The 23,675-nt window shown below is 28.8% G+C and carries 28 protein-coding genes; all 28 read right to left on the bottom strand.

The genetic code is table 11. From position 1 onward, the window contains the following. Positions 1–101: 101 nt before the first annotated feature. Positions 102–1,367, bottom strand: coding sequence for an alpha/beta hydrolase-fold protein (locus L2Z92_RS17610; RefSeq protein WP_236455915.1), 1,266 nt, complete (start codon positions 1,365–1,367; stop codon positions 102–104). Positions 1,368–1,545: 178 nt separating this feature from the next. Then, positions 1,546–1,950 (bottom strand): hypothetical protein, encoded by a 405-nt coding sequence (locus L2Z92_RS17605; protein ID WP_236455914.1) that lies wholly within the window; start codon positions 1,948–1,950, stop codon positions 1,546–1,548. A gap of 84 nt (positions 1,951–2,034) precedes the next feature. Further along, positions 2,035–2,493: a hypothetical protein gene (locus L2Z92_RS17600; RefSeq protein WP_236455912.1), complete on the bottom strand. Its 459-nt coding sequence runs from the start codon at positions 2,491–2,493 to the stop codon at positions 2,035–2,037. Between the two features lie 217 nt (positions 2,494–2,710). After that, on the bottom strand, positions 2,711–3,283 hold the full coding sequence (locus L2Z92_RS17595) for a hypothetical protein (protein ID WP_236455911.1): 573 nt from the start codon (positions 3,281–3,283) through the stop codon (positions 2,711–2,713). 80 nt (positions 3,284–3,363) lie between these two features. After that, entirely contained in the window at positions 3,364–3,825 is a 462-nt protein-coding gene (locus L2Z92_RS17590) for a hypothetical protein (RefSeq protein WP_236455910.1), read from the bottom strand. Between the two features lie 249 nt (positions 3,826–4,074). Further along, positions 4,075–4,227: a hypothetical protein gene (locus L2Z92_RS17585; protein ID WP_236455909.1), complete on the bottom strand. Its 153-nt coding sequence runs from the start codon at positions 4,225–4,227 to the stop codon at positions 4,075–4,077. A 295-nt stretch (positions 4,228–4,522) separates the two neighbouring features. Further along, complete coding sequence (locus L2Z92_RS17580) at positions 4,523–5,359, bottom strand: hypothetical protein (protein ID WP_236455908.1); 837 nt, start codon at positions 5,357–5,359, stop codon at positions 4,523–4,525. A gap of 342 nt (positions 5,360–5,701) precedes the next feature. Next, entirely contained in the window at positions 5,702–6,097 is a 396-nt protein-coding gene (locus L2Z92_RS17575; RefSeq protein WP_236455907.1) for a hypothetical protein, read from the bottom strand. A gap of 221 nt (positions 6,098–6,318) precedes the next feature. After that, the gene (locus L2Z92_RS17570; RefSeq protein WP_236455906.1) at positions 6,319–6,990 is read right to left on the bottom strand and encodes a DUF2461 domain-containing protein; all 672 of its coding nucleotides are present in this window, start codon (positions 6,988–6,990) and stop codon (positions 6,319–6,321) included. Positions 6,991–7,154: 164 nt separating this feature from the next. Continuing rightward, positions 7,155–7,700, bottom strand: a complete 546-nt coding sequence (locus L2Z92_RS17565) for a DUF7010 family protein (RefSeq protein ID WP_236455905.1) — start codon at positions 7,698–7,700, stop codon at positions 7,155–7,157. 99 nt (positions 7,701–7,799) lie between these two features. Beyond that, a complete protein-coding gene (locus tag L2Z92_RS17560) occupies positions 7,800–8,144 on the bottom strand; it encodes a 5-carboxymethyl-2-hydroxymuconate Delta-isomerase (protein WP_236455904.1) in 345 nt (114 codons plus the stop codon). A 102-nt stretch (positions 8,145–8,246) separates the two neighbouring features. Beyond that, entirely contained in the window at positions 8,247–8,618 is a 372-nt protein-coding gene (locus L2Z92_RS17555) for a VOC family protein (protein ID WP_236455903.1), read from the bottom strand. A gap of 181 nt (positions 8,619–8,799) precedes the next feature. Further along, positions 8,800–9,669 carry a cation diffusion facilitator family transporter gene (locus L2Z92_RS17550; protein WP_236455902.1) on the bottom strand — a complete coding sequence of 290 codons (870 nt, stop codon included), beginning with the start codon at positions 9,667–9,669 and terminating at the stop codon, positions 8,800–8,802. Between the two features lie 287 nt (positions 9,670–9,956). Beyond that, on the bottom strand, positions 9,957–10,166 hold the full coding sequence (locus tag L2Z92_RS17545) for a hypothetical protein (protein WP_236455901.1): 210 nt from the start codon (positions 10,164–10,166) through the stop codon (positions 9,957–9,959). 169 nt (positions 10,167–10,335) lie between these two features. Beyond that, the gene (locus L2Z92_RS17540) at positions 10,336–10,797 is read right to left on the bottom strand and encodes a hypothetical protein (protein ID WP_236455900.1); all 462 of its coding nucleotides are present in this window, start codon (positions 10,795–10,797) and stop codon (positions 10,336–10,338) included. Positions 10,798–11,001: 204 nt separating this feature from the next. Next, complete coding sequence (locus L2Z92_RS17535; RefSeq protein ID WP_236455899.1) at positions 11,002–11,604, bottom strand: hypothetical protein; 603 nt, start codon at positions 11,602–11,604, stop codon at positions 11,002–11,004. A gap of 191 nt (positions 11,605–11,795) precedes the next feature. Further along, on the bottom strand, positions 11,796–12,602 hold the full coding sequence (locus L2Z92_RS17530) for a hypothetical protein (RefSeq protein ID WP_236455898.1): 807 nt from the start codon (positions 12,600–12,602) through the stop codon (positions 11,796–11,798). Between the two features lie 229 nt (positions 12,603–12,831). After that, on the bottom strand, positions 12,832–14,319 hold the full coding sequence (locus L2Z92_RS17525) for a serine hydrolase (RefSeq protein WP_236455897.1): 1,488 nt from the start codon (positions 14,317–14,319) through the stop codon (positions 12,832–12,834). Positions 14,320–14,665: 346 nt separating this feature from the next. After that, complete coding sequence (locus tag L2Z92_RS17520; RefSeq protein ID WP_236455896.1) at positions 14,666–15,220, bottom strand: hypothetical protein; 555 nt, start codon at positions 15,218–15,220, stop codon at positions 14,666–14,668. 250 nt (positions 15,221–15,470) lie between these two features. After that, the gene (locus L2Z92_RS17515; protein ID WP_236455895.1) at positions 15,471–15,977 is read right to left on the bottom strand and encodes a hypothetical protein; all 507 of its coding nucleotides are present in this window, start codon (positions 15,975–15,977) and stop codon (positions 15,471–15,473) included. A gap of 365 nt (positions 15,978–16,342) precedes the next feature. Beyond that, the gene (locus L2Z92_RS17510) at positions 16,343–16,771 is read right to left on the bottom strand and encodes an MBOAT family O-acyltransferase (protein WP_236455893.1); all 429 of its coding nucleotides are present in this window, start codon (positions 16,769–16,771) and stop codon (positions 16,343–16,345) included. Positions 16,772–17,049: 278 nt separating this feature from the next. After that, on the bottom strand, positions 17,050–17,715 hold the full coding sequence (locus tag L2Z92_RS17505; protein WP_236455891.1) for a hypothetical protein: 666 nt from the start codon (positions 17,713–17,715) through the stop codon (positions 17,050–17,052). Positions 17,716–17,848: 133 nt separating this feature from the next. Next, positions 17,849–18,616: a hypothetical protein gene (locus L2Z92_RS17500; protein ID WP_236455889.1), complete on the bottom strand. Its 768-nt coding sequence runs from the start codon at positions 18,614–18,616 to the stop codon at positions 17,849–17,851. Positions 18,617–18,756: 140 nt separating this feature from the next. Then, positions 18,757–19,185, bottom strand: coding sequence for a hypothetical protein (locus tag L2Z92_RS17495; protein ID WP_236455888.1), 429 nt, complete (start codon positions 19,183–19,185; stop codon positions 18,757–18,759). A gap of 273 nt (positions 19,186–19,458) precedes the next feature. Beyond that, a complete protein-coding gene (locus L2Z92_RS17490; RefSeq protein ID WP_236455886.1) occupies positions 19,459–20,001 on the bottom strand; it encodes a DUF4287 domain-containing protein in 543 nt (180 codons plus the stop codon). Positions 20,002–20,293: 292 nt separating this feature from the next. Continuing rightward, the gene (locus L2Z92_RS17485; RefSeq protein ID WP_319800382.1) at positions 20,294–20,758 is read right to left on the bottom strand and encodes a VOC family protein; all 465 of its coding nucleotides are present in this window, start codon (positions 20,756–20,758) and stop codon (positions 20,294–20,296) included. Positions 20,759–20,949: 191 nt separating this feature from the next. After that, positions 20,950–21,696: a DUF6261 family protein gene (locus L2Z92_RS17480; protein WP_236455884.1), complete on the bottom strand. Its 747-nt coding sequence runs from the start codon at positions 21,694–21,696 to the stop codon at positions 20,950–20,952. 554 nt (positions 21,697–22,250) lie between these two features. Further along, positions 22,251–23,639 carry an IS4 family transposase gene (locus tag L2Z92_RS17475; protein ID WP_236453288.1) on the bottom strand — a complete coding sequence of 463 codons (1,389 nt, stop codon included), beginning with the start codon at positions 23,637–23,639 and terminating at the stop codon, positions 22,251–22,253. Positions 23,640–23,675 lie beyond the last annotated feature (36 nt).

The raw sequence follows: 23,675 nt of genomic DNA, 5'->3' as shown, positions 1-23,675 counted from the left end.
ATAAAAAAATAGTGCTTGCAAATCATCAAGCGGGCTCTCTATTTGCAGTAGCTTTTTTTGTAGTTACAGTATTAAAAACTGAAGATGACGTTATGTATTAATTATTTTTGTAGTTCAGTAATATACTCTTCTAATTCAGGTTCATTATTCTTTCTTGCAATTTGAATAGCTATTTTATACCATTTCTTTGCATCTTTAATTTTTCCAATCGTCTTATAATAATTTCCTTTTCCAAAATGTAGAACTGAAGCATTAGGAAACTTATCGAGTCCTAAATCTAAAATTTCAAGAGCATCTTCTAATCTATTATTTTCAAGATAAAACTGAGAATATCTGTCGAACCATCTAGCTTGTCTGTAGTAATTCTTAATAAAATTTTCACCTTCGATTTCCCGAACTAACTCTTCGAAAATCTTAAAATTATTTTCTTTATGTGCTTGTAGCAAAAGATAGTGTTTTGTGTCAGAGTGAATCTCTTCTGAGATTTGATATTTTTCCCCTCTATCTTGATAATGTTCTTTAAGTTTCTCTATACCACCAAAATCTAAGAACTCGTTAATTGAATAAAATCGGATTGGTCCATAGTCACTAAAAAATAGTTTCAACCCTTCATTTATGGTAGTTAACGGAGTTGTGTAATGATTCTCTTTATCAGAAAGATTGTATTCCCATTGTATGTTTTTTACTGGATGCATTTGAAAAATAGAATCTAAAGAAAACATAGATTCTGTTGCCCAATTTTCAACAGTTCCTAATGCTGTGTATAGTTTTAAATCATGTTGAGTGCTATTTTTCAACATTTTGCTTACTATCTCTAAGCGTTCTCCAGAGATATGCGTAGGACTTGATAAAAGAAAACCTTTAAAAAGGTAGGGTTTTCTTGCAAATATCTCAACACCTAAGCCCGCTGCCATTTCCCATCCAAAATAAATTCGTTGATTGAGTGTTCTGTATCTTTTATTTATTTCAGGAATCAGCTCATCTTCTAAGAATTGGATAAACTTAGAAGATTCCTCGTAAAATAAATTACGTCTTTTTATAGGGTTGGTATTAATTCCAATAACAATGAATTCTGGGGCAACTTCCTGCCAGGTGAGGTTTTGTTGAAATGCAATTCCATTTAAAAAATAACGTTGGGCATCTAGTACATACAGAACTGGATATTTTTTAGAATTTTGCTCGTAATTAGCTGGTAAGAAAATTTGAATGTCTCGCTCTTCCTGTAAAATATCGGATTTTAGAATTATTGAATTACCAAATCCCTTTCCATCGTTTAAATTTTGAGAGATAATTTGGTTTATTGTAAAAAGGAAAATTATTATGAAATGTACTTTTGTCATATTGTTTTTCGGAATTAGTGTTAACATGTTCTTGTTTAAAAACCTCCGTTTATATTAATTTTCATTAAAAATAGATGTTTTTAGTTACACTAAAAAACCTTTACGTGAAGTAACTTTATCATTATTAAATTTATATTAGGCTAAGAAAGTATTAAACGATGTTTATTTAATTGTTTTAAAAAAACTCAGTTGTTAGCGGTATTAGTTAAACTTTATCATTCATAAGTCCGACTAAAACTATTATGCTTAGCGTTATAAACATAAGAAGAAGGAATGAAACTAAGCTATCTCCAGAATTAAAGTTGTTTTCTTTATAAAGTAGTACTTGGTCAAAAATTCCAATGCAAATTATAATAATTCCAATTAGAATTAAAAATGAGGATATCCATTTTAAAGTTATTCTGTTATTTTTTTTAGATTTTGTTCTTTTAAAATAAGTCAATACAATTGGAGTAATTAAAATGAAACCTAAAAAAATATAATCTGTATAATTTAGATTCGAATTATGTCCGGCAATTCCAGTCATTAGTATACCAAAAATAAAAAACGGAAAAAGAAAGAATAGAAGAAATCTATAAATATTAAAACATAAAGTGAATAATTTATCCATTTTTATTATTTCAGTCAGTTTTATTTTTAGGTGGTGGAATACATTCACTTATTAAAGAGCAATACAAATAAATGAATAAGCGTTTTAGCTCTTGTTAACAGTGTTTTTATCTTTTCTATGATTTTCAAACATTTCTATTGCAGCTTTCAAAAATCCAAACATTCCCAAGCTTAGCACGATAATTCCAACGGATAAGTCTTTTAAAATTCCTTCATGTGTAGTAAAATATCCAGTCAATCCAAAGATGAGCAAAAATAAAATTGTTAAACACATTATTATAATGGTAAGCTTACCTTTTATTGGATTCTCCCAGATTTTTTTTGAAAACTTGTTTTGTGTTTTACTAGTATCTTGTAATGAAGAAAAACTGGTTCCGAGTCCCATAAAAATTAAGACTGAGTTTAAGTTTTCGAAGATTAATTTTGGATTTTCTTTTACTATTTCCATTCCTGACAAATAGGGGATAAACGCAAAGTACAATCCAATTAGCATTAATGGATATTGTAAGTAACTTATGTAATGAAAGATTGCTTTAAAATTCATTAATTCTAGTTTTGTTTTATTGTTGCTAATTTGTTTTTAAATATAGCAAACATCATAGATTTTTGCGAAATCAAATATAATGACATTTTTTATTCGTTTCGAGTTTTTTACTACTTCTTTAGGTGTGATTCTTAATTATATTTGAAGTTTGATAAAAAATTAAAAAAAATACATTTTAAAGGCGTTGTGCAAGGGCTACGGCTGTAGTGTTAAATTATTAAAGCTGTTTATAGTTAAAAGTATTTAAAAAATAATCATTCCAAATTTGGTTATCTTGAAATTTTTCTGAACTATAAAAATATTTATCGATTAAATTAATGCTTAGTTTAAATTTTAAAAACAAGTTTTTATCATATGGAATTATGGCAAAACATATTTCATTTTCACATTCAATTTTCGAGTTTTTAATTGAAGAGTTTATTATTCCTTTTAATTTTTCTTCTCCAAATTCAATTTTATAAGCCGCAACTTTCAACGAATCAATTTTTTCGGAAGAGAAGTAGATTGAATCTAATGAATTTCTAGCTTGTTTATAATTTAATAGTTTTAAATAGATTTTATAGCGCATTAAGTTAGTTTTGTAATTTATTTCAAATTCACAACTTCCACAAGTACAATTCTTATGTTTTATAGCATCATCTACTTTTCTTAAAGCTTTTTTATAATTTCCTTTATCAAATAGTTTTTCTGCTTTTACAATATCTTTATATGTGTTTTGAGAATAAATTTTAGCTAAATTCAGATTTGTAAAAAGAAATAGAATTAAAAGAAATTTTACAAAATGTTTCATTTTTTTGTTTCAGTGTTTTCAGCATATTGTTCGTGTTATAGATTCAACGAAACTTTAGCTTTTATGCGTTTATTAATGTTTTATTGTGATGTTGACAATTTTTCAAAATCTTCATCAGATAATTTTATAAAAATATTGTTGACTGCGGAATAAATATCATATTCATCTACATGTTCTTCATTATCATATTTTAGACCAGATATATTTTCGACGCTTTTACTCAGAATTAAGTTAAAATAAAATTCAATTTTTTCTTTTATTTCGTCAGTTGAACGTGATAAAAATTTTTCATAAAGTTCGCCTTTTCCAAAACCCCCTTTTGCTACAATAAGCCTAAAAAATCCCTTTCGATTATCTAAATATTCTCCATAAAAACCCAAATCGATAAAAAAATCTTTATAATTCGCGTGTAAAATATCTTCTTGAAAGTAATGCCAAATATCATCAATTGGATAAGAATTATTAGGTTCTAAATCGACAAATTCATTTTTATAAATTTTCCAATCTTCTTGGATATTTATTTTTTTATTTTCTAAACTCAATTTTCTACGAATTTGGTTATAATTACACACAACGTTTTACTGTTTGTGACTTCTGGGTAAATTTATAACAAAAGATTGCAGGTGCAAAACTCCAACACAAACCAAGTCTAGCAATTGTTATAAACGATTGTTACCACGTATTTTTTAATTATAATTTATTTGTATTTTTCAAAGCAATAAAATTTTATTGAACTAATTGCAATAATTATCATTGCAATATATGCGATACTGTTAAGGTTCCCTTTCAGATTATTTAATAATAAAAATGAAAAAAATGTTAATATCATTATTGTAATCATTTTCCATGATTTCTTTTTCTCTTTTATCATAACGAATATAGCCCATAAAAATTGAAAAATTAAAATGAATGAGAATATAAGTATTGGATATATTAAATGCCATCCATCAGATCTATGTCTAAAATTAGGCATAAACTTAATTTCTGAAGAGTAAACATATAAAATTATTAATATGCTAAGTAATAAGACAATTTTAAATTTCATATGTTTTTTAAAAGAGTGCTAATGTTTTCTCGCTTGTAGCAGTAGCGTAAATATATAATAAAAGATTGCAAGAGCAAAACTCCAACACAAACCAAGTCTAGCAATTACTAATAAAAAGTTTACAACATGCAGTATTATTGGCTGTAGTGATTATTTATTATTACTCATTTTATTTTTTTAAAAACGTATTAAGATTATTCTTTGATTTCAATTAGAGGGTCTTGGTTAATTAATTCAGGGAAATCGGGTAGGGCATAGCTTCCTTCTATCGATCCCATACATTCTTTACCAGTTTTTTTATCTATAAAATATTCTCCAAACGCTACTTCATTATCTATGTATATGCTATACATATCAGGACCTTCAACAATAGTATTGTTAAAACCCAAGCGTGGCAATCCAAACTCTTTAATGACAAAATTAATTTTTTCTTGCTCTTCAATCGTTGGAAAGTAAAACTTGTCCAATCCCCAGAAATCAAATGGAGAAACACTTTGGTTGGTTAAATTAACTTCAAAATCATAATCTAAATTTTCATCTTTTTTTTCAAGAGGGACAAACCTGATAATTCTTCTGTATTTGACGATTGTTTCTTCGGAGCTTTTCCAAGCTGTAATTTCATATAGCAGTGGGTCGAATATGAATTGAGAGTATTTGGTGGTAATAATTTTATTGGCTTTACTTATTAATTGACTTTTATCTAAGGGAATATTCTTTTTTATTGGCGCATCATTTTTAGTAATTACGACATCAATGGATTCATAAGAACTAATGTGCTTTAATTTGATTGTGTATTCATTCCAATTAATAGATTCATACTCTTTCTTGTGGGAAATTCTATCTGCACTTTCATACATTGAAATCATCAATTCGTATTCTTTTTCCCCTTGAAAAAAAATTAAATGACCAGATAATACGGAAACTTGTTTATCACTTATTGCATTTTTGTGTGAGAACCTAGTTAATAAAATAGAAAGAGAATTGTCTATCTTAGTTTTTTTATTAAGTTCTAAATTTGTTATGTTATTCATAGCGTTCTTTTGAGTATAGCTAGATAAATTAAAAACGAGCAATAATAAAGTAAATAATCTAAACATGTTAATTGGTTTTTCTTATTACTACCAAAATGTTATTGCATGTAGCAGTTGGGTAAAATTATAGCAAAAGATTATAGGGACAAAACTAAGAACACAAGTTAAGCCTAGCAATTGTTATAAATGGTTGTGCAACATGAACAGTTGTTATGCATTCAGTTTTTTATTTAAATATTTATTGATTAAATGCTGAAATTACTCCTAAACCTGCAATATTAAAGCCTAATATAGCAAATTACTATTGCAATAATTATTAAAACATTAAAATTTTCAAGTCCTTTATTTGGTATTGTTAATTATGTCCTCAAGTTCTTTTATTGTAATAATACCAAGTCTAGATAAAGCCATGGAAAAGTAAGGTTCAATTTTTTGACTATTACCGCTATTTTTTATTTCTGTAAGTATTGGAACAACTTCTGCGTTGTCTTTGAAAAGATGAATTCGTTTTAATGCTGCAAATGTTACATTCAGGTCAGGGTCATTAAGAATTGCATATTTAAGAAAAGGAAAGTATTTTGATTCTCCGGTGTCACCAACAGTCATAATTATACCCATTCTATCCGAAGTATTTAGTTGAGGAAATTCTTCAATGTTAGGAAGAGATTTCTTTGCATTTGATTGTGGGAATGTTTCTTTTTTTTGTTGTTTCCCGAAAATTTTGTCAAATATGTTCATTTTCTTAAAGTTTTCTTTTTACTGAAATATCCGTTAATACATAAGTTAACTGTTAATGTATTGCCGCTTGTGGCAGGTGCGTAAATTTATAACAAAAGTTTAAAAGTAAAAATACTTTATAATTTTTGGAGACTCGAGCGAAGCGAACTGACGAAGTAAAATTCCGAACACAAGCCAAGCCTAGCAATTGCTACAAACCGCTTTTAGCAACAGGACTTAATTTATTCTTCAATTGCATCGTTTAAATAGTCAATTAATGGTTTTACATATTTAAAATAATCTATGATTTTTTCCAAAACTAAATTCGATTGCATTTCCTTATCTGTTATATTTTCTTGAGTATAAAATCCTTTCATCTTTAAAAATTCAATTGCTGGATTATCATCATCAAACCCTTTAGGACTTCGTAATAGAATTCCTGAATTATGAATTCCACTTGGGAACTTTTTCTCAAACTCTTTATTTGATATTATTTTATGCCACTCACCAAAAGAATTATTTATTTTATTACGAATTTTTTTTAGTTCGTTAGGTTGCGGATTGTATACACCACCGCCTACAAAACAATTATTGGGTTCAATATGAACATAATAAAAAGCAGATGAGCTATTTTTTCCTTTCTGATTTAGTACAATATAATAATCGGTTTTATAAGGTGTTTTATCTTTAGAAAATCTTAAATCTCTATTTAATCTTGTTATACACTTTTTTGGGTCTAAATCTGCTTTTTCTATTCCACCATCAAAATTTGAAACTTGGTCAATTAAAGATTGCGTCATAGCTAAAATATTATTTTTCGCAAAATTGTAATCCGATCTATTTTCATCTAACCATTCTTTTGAATTATTAGAATTTAATTTTTTTAGAAAATTTAGTGTCTTATTCTCTATCATTCTTAATTTAGATTTTTTTTATTCGGATTTTCTGAGTCTTGTTGCTAAAACGATCTCGGCTAAAAGTAGTTGTGTGAATTTGCGGTTTACTTAGCAAGCACACACCAAGTTGGAAATTCCGCGAGAACAAGCAATTACTTATAGCTATTGTTGTGATGTCGTTTTTATTCAGTTATCTTTCTGTTTTTTAAGATAATTAATGTAATGATATAAATCAAAACGATTGCAAACGGAATTGCTATAAACCTATGTTCGGGTAAGAGATACCAAAGGGTTAGCACTGTAATTATTCTAGTTAATGTATGAAAAATTCCAACCCAATGTTTTATAATCCAAGAAAATGGTAACCACATCAATCCAGTCAGAATTCCTACAGTCATTGGAAGAGAAGAATAGTCAACGAGGAAAAATGGTATTGCAATTGAATAGGCAAGAATCGCTTGCGCAGCTGTAAAAAGAAAAAGAGTATCGAATTCGTTTTTAGGTTTACTTTTATCGAGGAAATTTTCACCTGTGAATTTTGAGAGAAACAGCCCCAGATATACAATACTTCCAGTTCCAATAAAAATTGACCAAACCGCTACAAAGTCGGAGAAAAAGATTCCGATTAATCCGATTAAAGTCCAAATAATCAATCCAGCTAATGGTGTAGCAAGAAATTTTTGATTGATAAATTCAATCCGCTGTTCTTCAAGTGTTCTAGTGTTCATTGGTTAATTCATTAAGTTTTTTATAGATTTTAAAATTGTTTTTTAAAATTTAATGTTTTCGCGAATGTTTTTTAATTCCGCTTTATATTTAGTCCAGTATCAAACCATTGATTTGTTGCAATAAGTAGCTTTTTCAAAATCTCTTATATTAATAGAAATAATCGGAACGTCTGGGAACATTGATTTCAATTCAGTAATAATTCTTTCTGAAAGGTTCTTTTTTTGAGAGACAGTTCTTCCTTCCATAATATTAGCAAAAATATGAATGAAGTCATCTTTAGTATTTCCAATATTATAATACTCAAAAGGATTAATTCTTACTTTAATATCTCCTTTATCAAAAAGGTCAGTTGATTCGGCTGTATCATACACTTTTTGAATAATTTCTTTAGGTGATTTTATTTTTATGATATTTTCAGAGCAGTCAATTACAAAATGTGGCATAAATTATTTTTTATTCAGTTATTTTTTTAATGCTGGATAGGTCTTTTTAGCGGTTCGTTGTTTTGTTATTTTGTCTTTGTTTGCTTTCAAATGAGGGAGACATTAACGGTGTTGGTCTAACAAAATCACATTACCGTCAGGGTCGGTTAACATTAGGCTTGCAGGTCCTTCTCCTTTGTCGTCAGCTTCGCTTGTAAGTGTAAGTCCGTTGTTTTTTAATTCTTTCTGTATTTTACGAATGTCGTCAAAGTTTTCTAAGTTGCTTGCATTCTCGTCCCAACCTGGATTGAAAGTCAGAATGTTGCCTTGAAACATTCCTTGAAAAAGTCCAATGAGTGCATTGTCGTTTTTCATTATGAGATAATTTTGTTCCATACTCCCAGCATAAGTGTTGAAACCTAATTTTTCGTAAAATTCTTTTGATGTCTTTAAGTCTTTTACGCTAAGACTAATAGAAAATGCTCCTAATTTCATATTGTTTTGTTTTTCTGTTCTCAATGACCGCTAACGTGATTTTGTGGCAGTTATGTAAATTTATAACAATAGTTTACAAGTACAAAACTCCTTGTGGAATTTTCGGAGACTCGAGCGAAGCGAACTGACGAAATAAAATTCCGAACATAAACCAAGCCAAGCCTAGCCTAGCAATTGCTTTTTATTCATTTGGTTCAATATGTATTAACACATGACCTAATTCGAATATTTCACTTCTTAATCTATCTTTTAATTTATGTGCTAAATCATGACCTTCTTTTACTGTAATTTTCGCATTAACAATTGCATGTAAGTCAACGTGGTATTTCATTCCAGATTTTCTTATAAAACACTTTTCTGTTCCAATTATTCCGTTTACTTTTAATGATATTTCCCTAATGTTTTCTACTAAATCATCATATCTGTGCTCGTCCATTATTTCTCCAAGTGCTGGTCTGAAAATTAAATAACTGTTGTATAAAATAAAAAATGAAGCAAAAAGAGCTGCCCAATCGTCGGCAGATTCATAACCTTTACCTAAAAATAAGGCAATTGATATTCCGATAAAGGCTGCAACTGATGTAATTGCATCACTTCTGTGATGCCACGCATCTGCTTTTAATGATGAACTATTAGTTTGTTTGGCTTTTTTGATAACATTTTGAAAAGAATATTCTTTCCAAATGATTATTAATCCTAAAACAATCAATGTCCATGCTTTAGGTAAACTATGAGGAGTTCCAATATTTTGAATACTTTCATATGCAATAATTGTTGCTGATGTGATTAAAAACCCGACTACTATAAAGGTAATCAAAGGTTCAGCTCTTCCGTGTCCATATGGATGATTCTCGTCAGCAGGTTTATTAGAATATTTTATTCCAAACAAAACTAAAAATGAAGAAAAAATGTCCGTAGTAGATTCAATTGCATCAGCAACTAAAGCATAAGAATTTCCAAAAAAACCAGCAAGTCCTTTTACAACTGCAAGAGTTGTATTTCCAATAATACTAAAATAAGTTGCTTTAATTGCTGTTTGCTCGTTTGTCATTTTATATTTGCTTTCGATTCGGTTTTAAGGGTACCGCCAAGGATTCACGGTTTTTAAGAAGTTGGATATTTGTAAGTCCGAAACTTTCGATTAAAAACAGAAAATCAAAACTACAAAACTAACTTTAAATTAAACACTAAAACCTCAATTTCTTGATGCTCCTGTTGGCAGTATTATTATAGGTTTATTTTCTTTTTTAATTGTTTTTTTTTCTAAGCTTTTTTTTGGACTTTTTTGTTATTGATATACCGCAGCAATCGACATACTTTTTTTCTAAATTATACTTTCTAGTTTATTAGTGTTTGCATTAACGTAATATGGATTGACTTTTTTTCTTCCCATTTTCCTAATTCTTTATTTGGCTTTCGTTTTTCCTTAACCAACCAGCAAAATGAATTTAGATTGTTCAAATATGCTAATTCAATATAATCAACTATTTTGTCTTTAAATCTTTTGTCTTTTTTTACAATTTCTAAGGTATTACAATAATTACTCAAATTTTAAAAACCAAAGTTTTCAGAAATCATTTCAACATTTTTGTTAAACTCTAGTCCGAACGTATATTTTATATTTTTTTTGAATAAGTATAAATTAGCCAATAGGTTACATTTTGTTTTGAAAGGTTATAAAGTTCTTGGTTCGTACTTAGTTATTTTAATCTAATTTTTAATGGCCTTTCAAACGTTCTGTGATTTTACTTGCTCGTGACTTAGATATATAAAATTGATCAGACTCTACTATTGATTTATGTGTAGAATGGTTTTCAATAAAAGGAAACACTGTTGACTTCATTTCTGTAATCCAATCATCAACAGATAATTTGATTTCTTCTTTATTCTCTCCACTAAAACTCGGGTTCATTCCATTTACCAAAGCTAAATAATTATCATCATACACATTTCCAATTTCTTCATCAAAGTATGCGATAGAAATATCGTAATATTTAAACCGATTTTTATATTCAATAAAAACGAAAACAGAGAGTTTGTTTTCTAAGTTTTTAAATAATCTTTTCGAAGTTTTTGTGTGTAAACTAAAACCATAATCATTGAATAATGGGACTATTTTTTCTTTGAATATTTCATCAAATACCTTCTTCCTTTCCTTGGTTGTAAATTCCTTGTTCATTAAATTTTATCTTTCTTTTTCAATAATTAAGCACAACGTTATGCTGCAAATAGTAGTTAAGTAAATTTAACACAAAAGATTACAAGTACAAAACTCCTCATGGAATTTTCGGAGACTCGAGCGAAGCGAACAGAAAAAGTAAAATTCCGAACACAAACCAAGCCTAGCTAGCAGTTGTAATAAACGGCTGTTAGTTATTGCCTTTTAATTTTTATTCAAAAAATAGGATTGATATTCACCATTTGTTCCAATGGGTTTAATTCTCTTTAGTTTATTGTCAATAATCCATTTCTCACTTTCGAAAACTCTAATTTGTTCAAATCTTATATCAAAATAATTACTACTTGTCCCTTTGATAGTATATTCTGGTGATTTTAAACCTTTAGTGTCAGTTATTTGGAAACTTTTAATCTTGTTATCATTGATAGTCACTTTATCAAAACAGTCTCTTAATTCAATGACTTCTTTTTTGTCAGTATTAACGGTTAAATGATAAGTTATTAGATGACCACTCTTATCCGTAACTCTAAATGTGTTCTTTTTCGACTTTTTAAACTTTTCATCAACTATGATTTTGTCCCTTTGCGGTACACTATTTAGGACTAAACTATCTCCAATAACTACATAGTTTCCATTTATTTCCTGCTTAAATAACTCCATTCTGACAGAATAATTAAAGGTCTTGTTAGAATTCAGTTTTAACGATTCCGAAAAATGTTGTTGTGAGTAAGAATATTTTCCAATCAAACTATCGCTCTCATTCTGAATTAGTGTAGTGAATAAAAAAATGGTAAAAATGAATTTCATATCTTGGTTTAGGTTACAGCTAACGTGTTACTGCTTGTGGCAGTTGTGTAAATTTAGGACAAAAGTTTACAAGTACAAAACTCCTCATAGAATTTTCGGAGACTTGAACGAAGCGAACAGAAGAAGTAAAATTCTAAACACAAGCAAACCTAGCAATTGCTACAAAGCGCTGTAGCTGTTATATACAGGTTTTAATTCAGTGTTGTTAACTTAATTGAGTTTTTATTCAATTCCAAAACTTTAAAAGTATAGCCATATACAAAGTCTTTCGTATCATTTTTATTTTCTCCGTTTATGCATAAAATCAAATCTCCATTGATAATGTCAAATTTAAAATCATATTTTGTTTTCGAATTCTTAAGACAATAATAGTCGACAAGTTTTTGCTCTTTTTTAAATTTCAAAAAACAATTTTCTTTGGACTTGCTTTCTAATCTAGTTAGAGTATAGATTTTGTCTTTTTCAATCTTATGAATACTATTGTCATATTTCCAAAGTCCAATTAAAAGTTCATTATTTTTAATATTTAGCTGTTTTCGCTTTTCATCCAATTTTATTAAATAATTACCGAAAATTTGTTTTTTCAGCTCCATAAAATTTGATTCTTCCCAATTGCAAAATTTATAAATCTTGATTTGCTTTTTATCTATATTAAGAGTGTAGTAATTCACGTAAGAACTTGTCCATTTTTCAACACAGTCATTTTTAAATTCAAAAGCTTTGGTCAGAAATTTATCAATTGAAGAAATATTGATTTTAGTCAATTCAGTTTCGGATTGTTCAAGTTGTTCATTGTTAGGAATAGAAATTGTTGCGATTATTTTGTTTCCATTTTTTACAAATTTCATTTCCTCAATATTATAGGATTCATCTCCATATTGATATCGAATTGTGAGTTCGTTGAATTTGTTTTTTAGTTGCAAAGTGTCGTTTATGCTAAATGCGAAAACCGAATTCAACGATAAAATAAATAATAATGTAAATATTGTTTTTTTCAATGTTTTTGTTAAAATTTGTTTTTCACAACTTGCATATAACTCATAAATATACGCAACTCCTAAAGTTTAAATATATTTAAGATGTTGAATTATTTAATTTGAACAATACAAAAAACGCATTGCGTTTATGCCCTAATAATTTTTGGATATTTCAGAAAATGAATTGAACCAATTTGAAGAGCAAACTCCTTTAGTTATAGACAGATCTGTCTACTTGATTGGCAATAGTTTATTTTTTTGTTTTCAATTTCTCTAACTGTTCTAGAGAATTCTCGCACCAGAAACAATCGTCATCTTTTGGCTTAAGTTCTAATGCTTTTTTATAACTATTTATTGCCTTTTCATTTTGTTTAGCAGCAAGGTATACATCTCCCATAGTATCCCATACATTACCATCAAGAGGAAATAATTCCGTATTGAGTTCCGTAATAACAATTGCATAATTAATTTTATTCGCTCTTAAATAAACCCCACTTAAACGGTTTAAATAGGCAGGATTATTCAACTTTTCTTCGAATTCTTGCTTTAATTCTTTTCCCAAAAAAATCAAATCTCCCGAATAATTTTCAGAAAATTTTAGTAACTCACTAACGTTACTTTTTGAGATCGCTTTAGCTTTATAATTCTTATTAAAGAGCATTTTTTCTAATTCAAACGGTATTTTTGAAGATTCGCGAGTTGACGAATTGGTCGAAAATAGAATAAGAGCATCCTCTTCAGGAAACCAAATAAACTCATAATAAGAAACTCCATTAAATCCATTATGGGTAATTACTTTAGTACTTCTATCTGACTGAAATGTTACCCACCCATAAGCATAATAACTCGATTCGCCTTCATACTCGAGAATGTGAGGTGCTGTTAATTTTTCTATCGATTGTTTGTTTAATACTGTATTGTTTTTTAATGCCAAATACCATTTGTACATATCTTCTTGGGTGGAGTGAATACCTCCATTTGCTTTTAAAGGCCAAGCGATTTTTCCATCTTTCTGATATTCGTAAATGCGGTTCTCTTTATTTATCACATTGTACAAATATTCATTAGCCACTAAATCACTATCCCATTCAGGAAGGAGATAACCAGTTTGATACATCCCTGCTGGTTTAAATAAAAATTCTCTTATATAGCTTTCATAACTTTTGCCTGATACGATTTCTATTATTCGTCCAAGAATACTGTAGCCAGAGTTAGAGTACTCATATTTTTCTCCTGGTTTGAACAGCAAGTCGGTATGAAACAATTGCTCGAAATATTCTTTTTCAGGGATATGGTCAAAATCACCTTTGCCTATTCCATGCCCAAAGCCAGCTGAATGTGTGAGTAAATGGTGAATGGTGATGTTTTGTTTATCAATAGGCAAATCCTTAAAATATATAATTAAAGAATCAGTTAGCTTTAGTTTTTTGTCTTCTGCTAACTTCAATATTGCCGTTGCTGTAAACTGTTTTGTTACAGAACAGATATCATATACTGTTTTAGGAGTATTTGCAAAAGACTTTTCCTTATTGGCAAATCCATAACCTTTGTTAATAATAATACTGTCTCTTTTTGTAACTAAAACAGCTCCGTTGAATCCATTTGACTCACATGCTGTTAGATATTCATTTATCGATGAGCTTAATCTATTTGTATTAACGGTTTTGCTCTGTCTTTGATTACAAGCAGTGAAGCAAATTACGTTTAATAGTAAAATGGTTAATTTAAGATGTTTCATATTATTTGGTCATAATTATTGCCAACCCTTAATATAATTAACTCCAAAAGTTTAAATATATTTAAGATATTGATTTTGAATTAATTTGAACAATACAAAAAAACGCATTGTGTTCGTGGTTGTGTTTTATCGTACTCATCAAAAATAATAAAAATTATACTATAGATTGTTTAAAGGGCTTTTAATTTGTTCTAAACTTTTCGTACTTACATGTATGTAAATTTCAGTTGTTTTATTAGAATTATGTCCTAATAATTTTTTGTATATTCCAGAAAATGAATTGAACCAATTTGAAGAGCAAAATCTGTTAGTTACTGAAACAGCCGTCTATTTGATTGTAAAACGTTTATTTAAACAGATTAATTATTTTTTTGTCAATTAAATTTTTCCATTGAATCAGTTTCAAATCAATATTTTTATCATAATTAATGTTTATATAATCTCCAGAATTTTTAATCAAGTAAAAGTTATTGATCTCCCAAGTTTTAGTTTTGTTAGTATCATAAATAGTAATATTATTTTTTATATGATGACTAGTAGAAACAAATCCACCATCTTCTGTAATAAAATTATCTAATGTTTCTTTATCTATGGAGTTTTGATTAGAATAATAAAATTCAAATATATCCTTATCAAGAAGTTTTTTTGACCTTGAAATTTTACATCCATTTACTTTAATAATTTTAATCACGGTTTGCTCTATCCAAAATATATATGCAGTAGTAGCTCCAGATTTTGTTGTTATTAAATGTTCTCCATGAATTTTATAAACACCTATTGTATCAATGTTTTTATTTTGTAATCTTTCTATTCTTTTATGAATTATTTTATCAAGTTTTTCTGTCTGACAAAATGTGAAATTATAGAAAAATATAAATGATATTAAAATATAAAGTTTCATTTATTTAGTAATAATGTTTTACAACTTGGTTATATGTGCACCTTTTAATTTCTTAGTTGTAAATATATTAAAAAATCACAAATCATCTAAAGGACTTTTAACCTGCTGCAAGCTTTTCGTACTTACGTGTGTATAAATTTCTGTAGTTTTACTACTATTGTGTCTTAATAATTCTTACATATTCTAGAAAATGAATTAAACCAGTTTGAAGAGTAAACGCTGTTAGTTACTGACAGAGCCGTCTATTCGATTAGCAGCCGTTATTTTGTTTATAATATTCTATAATATGACTAATTTCGGATTTCGAATAATTTAAATCACTCAAACGTATTTTTATCGTTTCGTTGTTTTTGAGTTTAACATTTAATTTATAGTAACTGCTAATTTCGGACGAGTCTAATTCTTCTATTATTGTTGATTCAATTTGTGACCATTTTATATGTTTTCCATCTTTAAATGTTAGATTATCTTTTGAAATTATTAATTTTGGTTTTTGATTTATTATTTTGGTTAATGGTAAAATTAAAGTTACTAAGCAGAAGATTATAATTAATATTTTATGCGAGTATGTTTTTATATTATACAATAAATAAATATCAATAAACAAAAACAACAACAACAGTTGATAATTTAATTTAGCAGAGTTTTTTAAAATAACTTTTTCAGCATAATCTTTTTCAATAAACTCTTTTTGCAATTTTGTTTCAACAAATTTTGAATCATTAAAAGTACTCTTTAAAAAATTTATTAATTTCATTTTTTTAAACTTTTTTTATCGTTTTTCAGTTGTAAAATGACTGCTAACTCGTTTATATGTATCACTCTGTCATACATATACGCACAAAAATGGTTGTATATGTATCATAAATGTCATATTTTATTTTATTTCAAAGATATAATTTTTTGCTTACAAATTATCTAAAGGACTTTTAATCTGCTACAAGCTTTTAGTACTAACGTGTGTATTTTTTTTTTAGTTTTACTACTATTATGCCCTAATAATTCTTGCATATTCTAGAAAAATAATTGAACCAATTTGAAAAGCAAACGCTGTCAGTTACTGACAGAGCCGTCTATTGGATTGTAATTAGTTCTATCCAATTCAATAATTCTTGTTTACATTTAGATTTGTACTTGATACGCTATAAATAAACAACTTGAAATGATTAATATATTTATAAAAGCTCGAATTGTCCACGTGAATTTTGAATAGTCAATTTTTGCATAATCACCTATAATCACACATAAACCCATTAATAAAAACCAAGGAGTTAATAAAAATGCAAAACCCCATCTTATTATCATTATTACTAAATCATGTAAAAAACCACAGAATGCAAATGTGATTAAAAGAGACAAAGCAGGAGGGAATATGATTTTAAGAGGCTTAAAAATATATTTCCCTAAATAATAACTCCAAATAGGATTCCAATATTTCCAAAAATTTGAAAATTTTCCAGCTCCTAAAGAACGAATCATCATATTGCGAAGTGAATTACTTGCTCCTAATGGTACACCGTTTCTCTTTTTTATATATTGGGATAAATTCAAATTTTAAGTTATTGTATTGTTGAGTCTAATTAATTACAGCTTGCTTATATTGTGCACCTTTTAATTTCTTAGTTGTAAATATATAAAAAATTACAAATCATCTAAAGTGTTTTTAATCTGTTAAAAGCTTTTAGTACTTACAAGCGTATAAAATCCTCTTGTTTTAGTACTATTATGCCCTAATAATTCTTTGATGTTTCAGAAAATGAATTGAACCAATTTGAAGAGCAAACGCTGTCAGTTACAGACAGAGTTGTTTACTCGATTGCCACAGTATTTTATTCAGTCATAAATTTTGTCGTATAATTAATTACAAAATCAGAAATAAATGATTTTATAAATTCATCGTCGTTGTATTTATCGTTTTCTTTTAATTTGGTAAAAAGTTTTTTATATTCTTCTGTTTTTTCAAAAACTTCAAATTGACGTTTTTTAAATTTCTCAAATTCTTTATTCTCATATTTTCTAGCCTCATTAAAAGTCCCGTTTTCAATTTCGAGAAGCCAGTATTTACTGTAGGTAGATGCGTAACCTTGATGAACATAATTAACCATTTCTCCGTGAGGTAAAATCAGAATTCCGCTAAACCAATCTACTTTCACTTTTTCTTGTCTAGAAAAATACATTCTGTAGATTGAAAACCATTTTTCTTTATAATTTCCATCCTCATCAGTTTGATAAATTGGTATTTTCATATCAGTTAAATATAATTCATTTTCAATAATTTCAAAATATCCAACATATCCACGCCATAGAGCTGTCGACACCATGCTTGGTCTATTTTTGGGATTTTTATCAAAATATGGTTCTAATGGATTTGAGTTTAAATTGTACTCTGTTCCATTATAAATAATTTTGTCAGGATATTGAGCGGTCATAAAGCTCTCGGCTTTAGTAATTCCTATTGATAGTATGATTAATATTAATGATATCTTTTTTCTCATATTGTGGGTAAGGTTTCGCTGCTTTGAGATGACTGGAAGTTTGTAACCGCTCAATTTTCGGCTTCACGAAAACTTGATGCGAAACGATACTTCCACTAAATTGCAGCTATATCAAAATGGCTGTTATACCTCGTTATTTCAGTACTCGTAAAAATTTCAATTTCTTGCCTTTTAATAATTCCACTTCGATTTCTAATTGATTATATTTTTTTAGTGAAATATTAAATTCTTCAGGTAACCAAAAATAGTAATAATGATTAGTAATTCTCCATCCAGAATATAAATCACTATTGTCAAATGTCCCATTATATTTATCTCCAGTTAATGAATTATATATATTTACAAAATCGTTTATGTTTTTTATTATTGGAGTTTTGTTTTTGTCTATTTTATTTTTAATTATTTCTCCTCCAAGATGTTCTCGTTTTAAGTTCTCGATTAATTCGTCGTTTTTTTGTTCGTAACAAACGCATTTAAAATCATTATTTCTAAATTGGCCTTGAATGTATTCTTCGAAACTAGTAAACATGAATGCTTCTTCAATGTTGAATAATTTCTCTGTTACGTCTATTTCTTCATTATTGCTTATAAAGAGTATTTTTATTTTTTTTATTTTTTCCTTAGTTCCGTCAACACCAGGTTCAAATGCGCAACAATTGCTTCCTTTTTTCGGATTATCATATTTTACGTCAAGTTTGAATATTATTCCAATTTTCTGATTCTTTTTTATTGTATCAGTTACATTAAATAGTAAACAAGGAATATCATTTACTTTTTTTTCGTAAATCATCGCAACATTAACTTTGTCTAATGTAAAAGTGTCATTTTTTTCATTGTTATTTTTTTGCGAACAAGACGCGAATATTAAAAAGACAAAAATTATATATTGGATGATTTTCATTTTTCTTATGCCATTTTTTAAAATGAGGTATAACGTTTTGCTACTTTGAGATGGCTGGAACTTGTAAAGTAACATTATTCGTTTTATATTTTTTAAAAATTTCTGCCAACGTCTTGTCAAGCATCTGTTGGCAGTCATTTTTATTTTATTTTATATATCAATATTTTGTACCACATTTCTTTAGACATAGGATTTTCCATATCCCATTCTCTGTATAAATATTCATTATCAGTCCAAACACCTTTCTTTTCAGGGTTTTCTTTTGCATTTTCAAGAATGATTTTATTATTCTCTTTATTTTGGGTAGAAACAATTAGATCAAGTTGATAATATTGATTATCATTTTTAGTTCCAGTCGGTTTTATAAATAAACAACCTGCTTTTTTCGCAAAAATAGATTCTGAAATTGAATCAGTTTCAATTGTCAAACCAACTGATTTTGCATATTTTACAAATTCTATTTTGTCTGATTTTAGTAACCTTTCGTATGTCGGTTTGTCAAATGTTTGTGAATATAAATTTTGAACCAAAACAATTAATATAATTGTGATTGATGTTTGTATTTTCATTTTATTTTTCAATCTTGTTGTTTCTGTTTTTCAAAATTACTTCCAACTTACTTGTATGTGCACCTTTTAATTTCTTAGTTGTAAATATATTAAAAAAACTCAAAATCATCTAAAATGTTTTAATCTGTTAAAAGCTTTTAGTAATTACAAGCGTATAAAATCTACTATTTTGCCCTAATAATTCTTGGATGTTTCAGAAAATGAATTGAACCAGTTTGAAGAGCAAACGCTGTCAGCTACTGACAGAGTTGTTTACTCGATTTCCTACAGTTTTTATTCCGCATTTTGATAGGATTCTTTCAGCCATTTTTTTAGTTCGCTATCAATTTCGTTGACATTCGATAACTTAACTCTGTGTGTACACATTGTTCCAAAAGGTCCTGAATTTTCAAGTCTGTCTGTTGTCGGTTTGTCCTTAAATTTTAATCCTAAATCAATTCGGGTTTTGGTGGCAGGTTTTATTAATGCAAATTGTTTTTTTCTGATAATACTTACGCTTGTTTTTTTTGGCGTGATTGTAACATCTTTTCCAAATTCTTTTACGACAGATAAAAGGTTTTCATAAATCGGAAGTAAATTTTCCTTTCCCTCGTATTGATTTTGAATAAGGTCGGTTGGTGTTTCATTTCCTTCTTTTGACAATACCACAATTGTATTCGCAAATCCGTGCGTTACATTATGTTCTTTTTTTAGAAAATTTACAGCTTCTGAATGTTTAGAAAAAGATTTTGCTTTAAGCACCTTTTTCCATTCGCTCAAGGATTTACCTGTTTTTTCGGGCATATTGTCAATCATTGTTTGAAGTGCTTTGTCCATATTATTCTTTTTTTGTCTTTGTATCTGTTTCCAAATACAAAATTAAGTTCATTAATAATTTTTCGTTAGCAGGTATGAAATATTCCATCAGGGAAAGGCTTTTTAGTACTAACGTGTGTATAAATTTCCCTTGTTTTACTACTCTTGTATCCTAATAATCATGTATGTTCCAGAAAATGAATTAAACCAGTTTGAAGAGCAAACGCTGTTAGTTTCTAGCTGAACTGACTACTCGACTAACGGTTAGGTATTTTTTCGTTTATAAAATTTCAGTTTTTGTCTACTTTCTAGTTTAGTCAACTGCTTCCCAAAGTTGAACTTTGTTTCCTTCTCCGTCGAGAATATGAACAAATTTTCCGTAATCAAAAGTTTCAATTTTGTCCACAATGGTTACGCCTTCCTTTTTTAGTTCATCAACAAGTGCTTCCAAGTTTTCTACTCGGTAATTTATCATAAAGTCTTTGTCGAAGTATTTTGAGTTTTCAGCGAATGGTGTCCATTGTGTTTGTGCTTTTTTTGTGCTGTCTGGACTTTCATACCATTCAAATGTTGCACCATAAGGGTTTGTGTCTAAACCAAGGTGTTTTTGATACCATTCTGTTGTTGCTTTTGGGTCTTTGCATTTAAAAAAAACGCCCCCAATTCCTGTTACTTTTTTCATTTTATTGTCGTTATTTTTTGTTATTATTGATTTAAAAGTGAAACCAAGACAAAAAGTTGTTACAAGTGTTAAAGTTATTAAAATTGTTTTTATCATTATGTCATTTTTAATAGTTGTCAATTCTGTTTTTTGGTCGGATCGACGCTTACCGCTAACTTGTTTATATGTATGATGAGTGTCCTATTTTATATGTCTTTCAAATATATAAATAATAAATCATCTATCGTTTTTCTTGCTGATGCTTTTATTACTACAAAAAAATGCCAACCTTTCGGCTGGCATAGTTCTTATTCCATTGGTGGAATGGGTGTTTCGGGTGTGTTCTTTGTAGTTGCTTTTCTTTTGGCTAACAAATCGGAATAGTACTTTCGTACTGTGTTTATAAGGTCTAAGGCTTTGTTGAATTCGGCTGTGTTTTTACTTTTCGACATAGAAAGTACATAGTCTGCCAAATCGGAGTAGGTGGTTTTTAAATTGTTTCTTAGTTTTTTTACATCGAATACTTCTTTAGAGGCTACTTCTTGGGTGCGCCCTGCAAAGAGGGTTTTGAAGTCGTTGTTGCGCGTGGTTACTCGGTTTACATAGCTCGTCATGTTTAGTAAAGTAACACTAGACAGGTATTTACCCTCGTTTAAATCGTTTACGAGGTTGTCGATACCGTTGCTTTCTTCTTCAAAGTTCCATGTTTGGATGCCTTTGTAGGTTTTTAATAGGGTATTTAAGCTTTTGTAGGCAAGTACTTCATCTTCGTTTTCCGATAGTTCGAATACTCTTAGATACCGACTGAGAGCGGTTACTGCTTTGTCTCGCAGTTGATCGGCATGGACAATTTTGTCTGTTTCATCGCTTTTCTGAACCTGTATCATGGCTCTGTCATAGTTGTCGATGTTGGTTGCTAATTGTGCGAGGTAGTTTGTAAAACCTTCATCGGTAGCATTGTTTAAAGTAGTAATGCCGTTTAATACGCTTTTTGCGTGCTGCCCAAACTCAAGATTAGTTAATCTTGTTAAACTTAAAGATTGTAACTCTTTCATGTTGTATTGTTTATAATTGTTGAACAACGAAAATATTTATTTTTTTAATAAGTTGAGAAAATTTATAAAAATTTTAATATTTCAGTTTAGAAACAGAATATTTAGCGTGAAAAGCGTTTTTTCTACTTCAGACGCAGTGCGTTTAGCGTCAAAAGTGTTTTTTTACCTCAGACGCAGTGCGTTTAGCGTCAAAAGTGTTTTTTTTACCTCAGACGCAGTGCGTTTAGCGTCAAAAGTATTTTTTTCACCCCAGACGCAGTGCGTTTAGCGTCAAAAGTGTTTTTTTCACCTCAGACGCAGTGCGTTTAGCGTCAAAAGTATTTTTTTCACCTCAGACGCAGTGCGTTTAGCGTCAAAAGTGTTTTTTTCACCCCAGACGCAGTGCGTTTAGCGTCAAAAGTATTTTTTTGCCCCAGACGCAGTGCGTTTAGCATCCAAAAAAATGATTTTTTGTAAATAGCTGTTTGTGTGTGTTTACCGATGTGTTTTGTGTTGGGCAACTATTGAAAATGTGTTTAAAAAAACAAAGGTGGTTGGGTAGCCCCGATAGTAGCCTACCGTGTGGACACATCTTGAAATAATTGCCATCCTTGCATAATTGAAGCGAATTTTTGAATTCCAATAGAAAAAGTAGTTATTCCAGGTTTTCGAGCACTAGTATATCCTTTCCATCCTCCAAGTCTAGCAATTGCCCATACATATCTTTTCAAATCCTTTTCTTTATAAGGATTTTTTAATTTTTCTGTTTTACCTTCTAATTTTATTATCTGATATTCTAAACATTCAAGTTCTTGATTGGTAAAACAACTTCTTGATTCTATTTCATGTTCTGGCATATCGTAGGCTATTTGCATTAAAAATAGCTTAACAATTGTTTCCATCATCATTAAAGTTAATTTTCGGATGGATTTAGCTGAACCTAATTCACTGGCTTCTATATTAAATCCTTCTTTTTTTAGTATCCTAAAAATTTCTTCTATTACCCATCTACAGGTATACCAATCAATACATTGTAAAGCAGTTTCTAAATCTAAAACTTTAATAGTTGTTAATAGTTTCCAACATATTGGATTTTCAATATTCTCACCAATTTCTTTCGCTTCTATAATATATAAATCAACACTATCTGGTGCATTTTTCGAAACTAAATCGTTTTTTTGAATAGTAACAGCTGAAAACCTTACCTCTAAAGTAGCTTCTCGCTTACTTATGTTTCTTCGTTTATCTCCTTCTAGTGCAATGGTATATTTTCCTTGAAGAGGCTCATTAGCTATAAAGTCAAATAATTTTATCTTATTTAATAATGTTCTGTTGGCTCTAGCCCTTACTAGCAACTCTGTCTTTTCATCAGGTACTATCGCAAATTGCTCATAAATATCACCTTCTCTATCTTGGATTATGATGATTTTTTTTGCCTTCTCTAGAGCTTCTTTTGATTTTTCAGAAGATTCTATCCACTTGTATGATTCTTTTTCTTCAATAGGTAATTTATTGTAATTTCTTTCCTGTTTTGTAAGTTTCTCTAGAGGTCTATTCCATATTTTAACATCAGAAAAACCATAAGGAATGAAATTATAAGCATCAACAACAAAGCTAGGGTGCAATAAAAAGCCAATCCCACCTTTTGCAGCATTAGTAGTGCCAATGAATCCGTCCTTTTTAATCCTATTTTTATGATTATAAAGATTTACTTCACTTGTGTCTTGTATGCATAAAACTGTTTTATCTAAACAGGAAGTGATACAATTAGAAGACATATTTTTGATTAATTTTGATTCTGAGATCCTATTATTCTGTAAAAAACGATAAAAAGCTTTACACTCCGATTCATTTTGGGTGATTTGTCGAATAGAATGAACACTATTACAAAATAAACTGTCCAAAATCAAATTACTTCGTCTAAGTAATCGAGAATCTTCAATATCAGTAAAATGTCTACGCATAATTTATATTTGGTCTAAAATAGTGAAAATATAGAT

The organism is Flavobacterium jumunjinense, assembly GCF_021650975.2.
GTDB classification, from domain to species: Bacteria; Bacteroidota; Bacteroidia; order Flavobacteriales; family Flavobacteriaceae; genus Flavobacterium; species Flavobacterium jumunjinense.
Note: the sequence above shows the minus strand (reverse complement) of the source record. Positions and strands in the feature narration are given on the sequence as shown.